This is a genomic window from Streptomyces sp. SM1 (assembly GCF_002910825.1).
In the GTDB taxonomy this organism is placed as follows: Bacteria; Actinomycetota; Actinomycetes; order Streptomycetales; family Streptomycetaceae; genus Streptomyces; species Streptomyces okerensis.
This window is the reverse complement of the sequence record NZ_NEUB01000386.1, coordinates 1-7,775: the sequence shown is the minus strand read 5'-3', so window position 1 is coordinate 7,775 and position 7,775 is coordinate 1. Positions and strand designations below refer to the sequence as shown.

Below are 7,775 nucleotides of genomic sequence, written 5' to 3'. Positions count from 1 at the left end.
GGTGGCGGGTGGCGTACACCGGCCACAGCCGGGCCGCCGCGATGTCGACGTCCGCGGAGATCCGGCGGGCCGGCGCCCCGCGTTCGGCCACGAACCGGCCGAGTGCCTCCCGCAGGTCCCCCACCCCCTCGCCGGTGAGCGCGGACAGCGCCAGCACGGTCGTGCCGGGTTCGCCGTACTCGCCGAGGACGATGCCGTCCTCGTCGAGCAGCCGCCGCAGATCGTCCAGGACCTGTTCGGCGGCCTCCCCGGGCAGCCGGTCGACCTGGTTGAGGACGATGAACATGACCTCCGCGTGGGCCGCCATGGGCCGCAGGTAGCGCTCGTGCAGCATGGCGTCGGCGTACTTCTCGGGGTCGACGACCCAGATGACCGCGTCGACCAGTCCCAGCACGCGGTCCACCTGCTCCCGGTGCTGCACGGCCGCCGAGTCGTGGTCGGGCAGATCGACCAGCACGAGCCCGCGCAGCCTGTCGTCCGCGTCCGCCGTCACCTGCAGGGGGCGCCGTCTGAGCCGGGGCGGGATGCCCAGGCGTTCGATGAGGCTCGCCGCGCCGTCGCTCCAGCTGCAGGCGATGGGCGCGGCGGTGGTCGGCCGCCGGACGCCGGTCTCGGAGATGGGCACTCCGGCCAGCGTGTTGAACAGCTGCGACTTGCCGCTGCCGGTGGCGCCCGCGAGGGCGACGACGGTGTGCTGCCCGGAGAGTCCGCGCCGCGCGGCGGCCTCGTCGAGGATCCGGCCCGCCTGGGCGAGGGTGCGGTTGTCCAGCCGGGTGCGGGAGAGTCCCACGAGCTCGCGCAGGGCGTCGAGCCGCGCCCCGAGATGGGGACCGTACGCCAGGGGGGTCACCTTCTGCGGTACGGACGCCCTCGGCTCCGTCACCCGGCACTGCTCCTCACCCGCACTGCCGTTCACGCGCCGCGCGATCAGCCCGTCGTCCCAGGGGCCCGCGGCATCCGGGCCGAGCGAGCCCTCGGCGTCACGCTCGGGACGCTCGGAGCACTCGGAACGCCCGGAACGCTCCGCGCACTCGGAACGCTCAGGGTGTTCCGGGTGTTCCGGGTGTTCCGGGTGCTCGGGATGCTCGGTGTGGTCCTGGTCAGTGACGGCGGTCACCGGTCACCTCTCCTTCTGCAGTACGGACAACGCGGCGATGAGTTCGGGCTGGGGTTCCGCGTGCACTTCGAGCGCGTCCAGCGGGGTGAGCCGGCGTTCGCGTTCGGTGTGCATGACCCGGTCCACGTGCTCGACGAGCAGCCGTCCGCCGCGGTCGCGCAGCCGCAGCGCGCCGTGCGCGCCGATCCGCTCGGCGAGTCCCTCCCCGGCGGTGCGGGCCCGGCGGCCGCCCAGCAGGACGGTGGCGACCAGCGCGGCGACCGTCTCGGGGTCGGGAGCCAGTCCGCGTTCCAGCTCCCGCACCTCGTCCTCGGCGTACTCCTCGAGTTCGCGCCGCCAGCGCCGTACGGCCAGTCCGATCCGGTGTTCGGCGCTCTCCGGGCCGCGTTCGCGGCCGTCGAGTTCGGGGGCGTCGGCGGCGGGTTCGCGCCGCCAGGCGTCCTCGACGCGCTCGTCGGCGGCGGCGACGGCGCACAGCAGCAGCGCGCCGAGGCTCTCCACCAGGGTGTCGAGGAGTTCGCCCGGGGTGCAGTCGAGGGGGAAGGCGCGCCACCGTTTCAGCGCGTCCCCGGCGAGTACGGCTCCGGCCTGGAGCCGGCCCCGCACGCGGGAGTGCTCGCTGTCGTACGCGCCCTCGATGGCGGCGGTGAGCCGCAGCGCGGCGGCGTACTGGGCCGCGGCGGCCCCGGCGAGGTGCGGCAGCCGGGAGCCCAGGGAGTCGAGGACTCCGTACGCGGTGCGGGCCACGACGTGCTGCCGGGCGGCGGGGTCGAGCGTCTGGTGGACGAGCCAGGTGCGCAGCGCCGCCACGGCGGTGCCGGGCAGCAGTCCGCCGCCCCAGGCCGACTCGGGCAGCTCGGGCACGGTGAAGCGGGGTACGTGGCCGAGTCCGGCCTTGGTGAGCAGGGCGCCGTACTGCCGCGACACTTCGGAGACCACCTGGTGGGGCACCCGGTCCAGCACGGTCACCAGGCTGACGTCGTACTCCTTGGCGGTGCGCAGCATGTGCCAGGGGACGGCATCGGCGTAGCGGGCGGCGGTGGTGACCATGATCCAGATGTCCGCGGCGCTGATGAGTTCGGCGGCGAGGACACGGTTGTCGGACACCAGGGAGTCGATGTCGGGTGCGTCGAGGAGGGCGAGGCCGGGGGGCAGGGTGTCGGCGGTCTCGACGCGCAGCACGCGTGCCGGGTTCTCGCCGGGCAGGAGCAGGTCGTCCGCCGGGTCCTGGTGGTGGGGCACCCACACGCGCGTCAGGTCGGGCAGGACCCGCATGCCGCTGAACCAGTGGTGATCCTCCGGATGGCAGACGAGCACCGGTGTGCGTGTCGTCGGCCGCAGCACGCCCGCCTCGCTGACGCGCCGGCCGACGAGGGAGTTCACCAGGGTCGACTTTCCCGCCCCGGTGGATCCTCCGACGACGGCCAGCAGGGGCGCTTCGGGATCTCTCAGCCGGGGCACCAGATAGTCGTCGAGCTGGGCGAGCAGTTCGTCGCGGTCGGCACGCGCGCGTGCGGCCCCCGCCAGGGGCAGCGGGAAGCGTGCGGCGGCGACACGGTCGCGCAGGGCGGAGAGTGCGTCGAGCAGCTGAGGCCGTACGTCCAAGGTCACCACATGTGAAGAATGCCCAATTTTAGGGGAATTCTGAAGCATATGAGCATGTCTGCGCGCCGACAGAACACAAGGGATGGAAGGGACGACTGCGACACGGACACAGCTCAGGCATAACGAGTGCACAACACCCGATGCGCGAGAGGCCAAAACCGGTGCACGATTCGTACCTGCCTGCGATTATCAGGACCGCTTCACCGAACCTCCACATCGAGCCACGGAGGCGAGGCGGCAGGGACAAGGACGCGGGAGCCCTATCCTTGTCTCCGGCAACGTCAGGAACAGGCCCCACCAGGGCCATCATGACGCCAGGCCACCACACCGGCCCCCGTAGCTCAGTGGATAGAGCAGGCGCCTTCTAAGCGCTTGGCCGCAGGTTCGAGTCCTGCCGGGGGCGCCCTACCTTCGCCGGGGCCGTTCAGGTCCGTTCCGGCCTTCTCGTGGAGCAGCGGGAACCCGGTGTCCGGCGTGACCATCGGGTCATCCGCCGATAGCTCTCCTCCTCCGTCCGGGCGCTCGCCAAATCCGTGGCGCACCTCCCGGGACACGGTCAGCCGTGAACACTTTTGACCGCATCGCCCATGATTGAGTGATTGCGCCTTAAATGGGCGATTTCTGGTAATCATGGAGCGGTTCCCGTCGTTGCGCCTTTCCCGGAGCCGCTCATGCGCACTGCCGTCATCGCCGCCCAGGACCCGCCCCGTACGGGGCGCTCCGGGCCCCTTCCCTCAGCGCCGGAGCAGGTGGAGGAACGGGGGATCGTCTTCGGGGGATTCGCGTACACGTGCCGGATCGTCCGCCAACGGGCGCCGCAGACCGCGCCGTTGCTGCTGCTCGGCGGCTCGTCGCAGAACCGGTACTCCTGGCAGAGCCACGAGAGGTGGCTGGCGCCGCTGTGCACGCTGATCACCGTGGACCTGCCCGGTTACGGCGGCTCGGACTTCCTCCCGGCGAGCTACGACATCGACTTCCTCGCCGACGCGGTCCAGCACATGCTGACGGTCATCGACGTGCCCGAGGTGAATCTGTTCGGCGGCTGCTTCGGCGAGGTCGTCGGCCTCCGCTTCGCACAGCGCCACCCGGAGTCCGTCCGGCGCGCCATCTTCGCGGCCGCGGCGATCCGGCTGCCCGAGCTCTACAGCGAGGCCGTGCCGCGGCTGTCGCAGACGCTCGCGCGGGGCGACATCGGACAGGCCGCCGACGGACTGGTGCGGCTGTTCATGTCCCACCCGGAGGCCGGCAAGGTCCGCAGGCACGCGGCCGTGTCCCGGCTGCTCCAGCACCAGTTCATGAACCAGACACCGGACGACATCCGCAAGGCGGTCGAGCACAACACCCGGCTGACGACGCACGGCTGCTACCGGCCGCTGCCGGTCCCCGCCGTGCCGTCGCTGGTGTTCACCGGCGAGTACGACACGCTGTGCACTCCGCCGATGGGCCGGGAACTCGCCGCGACGATGCCGGGGGCGCTGTTCACCACCGTCCGGGAGGCGGACCATCTGGTGACGGTCGAGCGCAGGGAGGAGTCGGCGGACCTGATCGCCCGGTTCTGCACGGACCGCCCCGTCGACGGTCTGCCGTACTGCAACCCCGTCGAGGTGCCCCGCCCCCGCCGCGCTCCCGCCCCGGCCTGACGCCGGTCATGGATGAGGGCCGGAACCCGAACCGGGTTCCGGCCCTCATCCATGACCGGCGAACAGGTCAGGAGCGACGCATCCGTCAGGACTTCTCGCCGGGAACGGCCAGGGTGGACACGCAGGACATTCCGTGTGACCCGGTGCAGTTCTGCGACGACTCATTGTCGATGCGCAGCTTTCCGTATTCGTCGGTGGTGACCTGGTACTCGTGGTGCTGCACGCAGCGCGTGTCGCCCTTGCCGTCACCGGCGCACTGGGCGGCGCTGCCGACAGCCACGGCCTGGACGGCGCCGGCGCCGATCAGGGCGAAGCCTCCCAGGATCCCGACGGCCGTCGCCACGAACTTCTTGGAATTGATCATTTACCTTTTCCTCACGGTCGACCCCGCGGTCGGAGCGAAGTCTTTCTGCGTCATATGGGGACAGGCCCGGGGCCCGGACATCGTGCATCCGGGCCCCGGGCCTGCCCGATCACCTGATGGTGATCACTCGCCGCCCAGCGCGAGGCCGTTGGTGCAGTTCACGGCGTCGGTGTCGGAGTCCTCAACGTTGTTGAGACCCAGGATGGCCAGCGCGAGGTTGAGGTCGTCGATGTTGATGAGACCCTGAGTCGTGTTCTTCTGCGAGCAGGCATTCGCCTGCTTGTTGTTGAGTTCAGCGCTCGGCTCGTCGCCGGCGTGGCTGATACCGGCACCGAGGAAGCTGACGCTGCCGAGCATGGCCATCACGACGGCGGCCTTCTGAAGCTTGCGCATTACCTCTCCATTTCTCGCGTTGACACAGTTCGTAATGAACCGGCCTCTGACAGTTGCCAAGATTAGGCGAATTCACTTCGTCAATCGGCAGGTGAAACGCCGAGTCGCGGAATTGCCTCGATTGGGCACGCGTGGCGCAATACCGCGCCTATTTGATCAGCGTAAAAGCTGACCATTCACGGTCGACTATCAGGACTTACCGCGGTCCGTGCTGACGCTGGTCTCGCAGGAAATGCTGCCGGCCGAGGCGGAGCAGGCCGGCTTGGAGCCGTTGGTGACGTGACGCACCGTCCCGTCCCGGTCGACCGTGAGCCGCTCCTCGGTCACCTGCACACAGCGGACGGTGCCCCTGCCGTCGTCGACGCACCCGCCGGGCCCTTCGGCGGCGGCCGGGCCGGCACCGGCACCGGTCAGGGCGAAGCCGGCGAGGATTCCTGCGGCCACGGAGGCGATACTTCTCGACTTGATCATCTGTCTTCTCCCAGGGTCGCCCCCGGCGCCTGCACGGCGGGCCGGTCGTGGGCGTGCGGAACGGTCATGAGCGTGCGGAACGGGCGTGGGCGTGCGGAACGGGCATGGAACGGACAGGCCCGGGGCCCGGACATGTGCGTCCGGGCCCCGGGACCTGACTCGATCAGCTGAGCAGCGGTCAGCCGTTGTGACCGATCGCAAGGCCGTTGGCGCAGCTCACGGCGTTCGTGGACGCGTCCTCGACGTTGTTGAGGCCCAGGAGCGCGGCGATCGGGAGGTTGACGTCGCTGACGTTGATCAGCCCCTGAACCGTGTTCTCCTGCGAGCAGGCGTTGGCCTGCTTGTTGTTGAGCTCGAACTCCGGCTCGCCACCCGCGAAGCTGGTGCCGGCGCCGAGGAAGCCGACGCTGCCGAGCATGGCCATGACGACGGCGGCCTTCTGGTACTTGCGCATTACCTCTCCGTTTCTCGAGCGGACACGATCCGTAAGGGATCGGTCACTGACAGGTGTCAACATAAGCGACTTTCGCGTCTTTCGACAGTCAAAACGCCCAATTGCGTAAATTTCCCGTGGAGATGCAGGTCGGCTCGCCAGGAGGCCGCATCAGACGGCGGTAGGACGATGCGGGTCTGGGTCAGCGTTCGCCACAAAGGTGGACCAAAGAGTGATCCCGTGACATACCCCGTGACCCGGGCCGGTGTTCCGCGTTGAGCGGGGAGTGCGGCCGCGCGTCATGCTGCCGCGTTTACCAGACCAGTAAGGAGAACGTGATGTCTCGCATCGCGAAGGCTGCCACCGTGGCTCTCGGAACGGGTGCCGTGGTGCTCAGCGGCGCCGGGATGGCTTCGGCTCACTCCGGTGCCGAGGGTGCGGCGGTCCACTCGCCCGGCGTCGTGTCCGGCAACGTGGTCCAGGTTCCGGTCCACGTGCCCGTCAATGTGTGCGGCAACACCGTGAACGTGGTCGGCTTCCTCAACCCGGCGGCCGGCAACGTCTGCGTGAACCACTGACACACCCCTGGGACTTACGGCTACGGACGTCCGTCGTAGTACCCCGGGAGCCCCGGCCGCCTCGTGCGCCGGGGCTCTTCCCATGCCCGCGGGTCACGGCCGTTACCCATGAGAACGACGAACGTGAGCGGCGAACAGAATTCGGCCCCCGGTGAAAACCGGGGGCCGAATTCCGCGGCATGGACTTCAGGCGCGCAGCCCCACATCACCGTGCACCGGCTTGGCCTCGTTCACGACGGCGGCCGCTTCCTTCGTGGTGCCGAGCAGCGAGTCCTGGTCGGAGTCGACGAGCGAGTCCGACTCGTACAGCGGCATGAGCTCGAAGGGGACCGCGGTGCGCAGGCCGGTGTCGAGGCCGGTGGACGCCAGGTCCGTGGAGTCCGCGGCGTACGCGGGGGCGGCGATACCGGCGGCGATCAGGGACCCGGCAAGAACGGCGGCAGCCTTGAGGGACTTCATCGTGTTCCTTTCTTCGGCAACGCGGGGCGCCGGAGGGGAATTCTGTCGCCGTGCTCAACGATTCCCGGCCGGAGCGGAAACCGGGAAGCCGAAGATTGCCGAGTCCTCATATGAGATCCAAGAACGATTGACGGGACGGCGGCTGGAACGATTGCCGGGGTGAATGCCGCTCCGTCACGCGGTTCAGGAGTTCGGCAGCAGGAGTGAGGTGAGTGAGGGGAGCACGGCCGGGCCGGTGCCGGCGGGCGCCGCGGGCACCGCTTCGGCCGGTGCGGGGAGAGTGGTCACCCCGGTGGACGTTCCGGTGGACTCCTCGGCCGACTCCTCGGCGGACGCCTCCGGGTCGGCGCCGAGGAGCGCGTCGAGGAGTTCGTCCACCCGGTCCAGCAGGTCGTCGGCCGCAGCGGGTTCCTGGCCGGCGGCGGTCCCGGACTCCTCGTCGGCTGCCGCCGTGGACTCCTCGTCAGTGGCGGCCGTGGAGTCCTGGCCGGTGGTGGTCGCGGAGTCCTGGCCGGTGGCCGTGGTGGCGTCCTTGGGCAGCAGCAGGTCGAGGACGCCGTCGAGGGCCTCCCGTACGGCGCCCAGCGCGTCGTCCGCGAGGCCGGTGGTCCCGGCCGCCGGCACGAGCAGACCGGCCGCCGGGTCCGTGACGGCCGGGGTGGCCGCGGGAGTGGCGGCCTGTGTGGTCGACGACGACGTGGCCGTGGTCACCGTG

Annotated in this window: 9 protein-coding genes, 1 tRNA gene and 1 pseudogene; 3 read left to right on the top strand and 8 right to left on the bottom strand. The window is 70.0% G+C overall.

Annotated features, from left to right (window positions below; all coding sequences use genetic code 11):
- The coding region (locus tag B9S61_RS09890) for a YfjP family GTPase (protein WP_181007316.1) at positions 1-1,117 on the bottom strand (1,117 nt) is incomplete at its 3' end.
- Between the two features lie 3 nt (positions 1,118-1,120).
- Positions 1,121-2,731 carry a dynamin family protein gene (locus B9S61_RS09885; RefSeq protein WP_103541931.1) on the bottom strand — a complete coding sequence of 537 codons (1,611 nt, stop codon included), beginning with the start codon at positions 2,729-2,731 and terminating at the stop codon, positions 1,121-1,123.
- A 321-nt stretch (positions 2,732-3,052) separates the two neighbouring features.
- On the opposite strand from B9S61_RS09885, the gene B9S61_RS09880 reads away from it, so the two are divergent.
- A tRNA-Arg gene (locus B9S61_RS09880) sits at positions 3,053-3,125 on the top strand.
- A gap of 268 nt (positions 3,126-3,393) precedes the next feature.
- Positions 3,394-4,362 (top strand): alpha/beta fold hydrolase, encoded by a 969-nt coding sequence (locus tag B9S61_RS09875; protein ID WP_103541930.1) that lies wholly within the window; start codon positions 3,394-3,396, stop codon positions 4,360-4,362.
- Positions 4,363-4,447: 85 nt separating this feature from the next.
- On the opposite strand, the gene B9S61_RS09870 is transcribed toward B9S61_RS09875, so the two are convergent.
- From B9S61_RS09870 to B9S61_RS09855, 4 genes are all read right to left on the bottom strand, one after another.
- Positions 4,448-4,726, bottom strand: coding sequence for a hypothetical protein (locus tag B9S61_RS09870; protein ID WP_103541929.1), 279 nt, complete (start codon positions 4,724-4,726; stop codon positions 4,448-4,450).
- A gap of 123 nt (positions 4,727-4,849) precedes the next feature.
- Positions 4,850-5,119 (bottom strand): hypothetical protein, encoded by a 270-nt coding sequence (locus tag B9S61_RS09865; RefSeq protein WP_103541928.1) that lies wholly within the window; start codon positions 5,117-5,119, stop codon positions 4,850-4,852.
- Positions 5,120-5,308: 189 nt separating this feature from the next.
- On the bottom strand, positions 5,309-5,590 hold the full coding sequence (locus B9S61_RS09860) for a hypothetical protein (protein WP_103541927.1): 282 nt from the start codon (positions 5,588-5,590) through the stop codon (positions 5,309-5,311).
- A gap of 178 nt (positions 5,591-5,768) precedes the next feature.
- A complete protein-coding gene (locus tag B9S61_RS09855) occupies positions 5,769-6,044 on the bottom strand; it encodes a hypothetical protein (protein WP_103541926.1) in 276 nt (91 codons plus the stop codon).
- A gap of 317 nt (positions 6,045-6,361) precedes the next feature.
- Between B9S61_RS09855 and B9S61_RS09850 the strand changes: the two genes are divergently transcribed.
- Entirely contained in the window at positions 6,362-6,601 is a 240-nt protein-coding gene (locus B9S61_RS09850) for a chaplin (RefSeq protein WP_103541925.1), read from the top strand.
- A gap of 186 nt (positions 6,602-6,787) precedes the next feature.
- Here B9S61_RS09850 and B9S61_RS09845 read toward each other — a convergent pair whose 3' ends face one another.
- Positions 6,788-7,060 carry a hypothetical protein gene (locus B9S61_RS09845; RefSeq protein ID WP_103541924.1) on the bottom strand — a complete coding sequence of 91 codons (273 nt, stop codon included), beginning with the start codon at positions 7,058-7,060 and terminating at the stop codon, positions 6,788-6,790.
- 183 nt (positions 7,061-7,243) lie between these two features.
- A pseudogene (locus tag B9S61_RS40745) lies at positions 7,244-7,775 on the bottom strand (hypothetical protein); the annotation flags it as partial.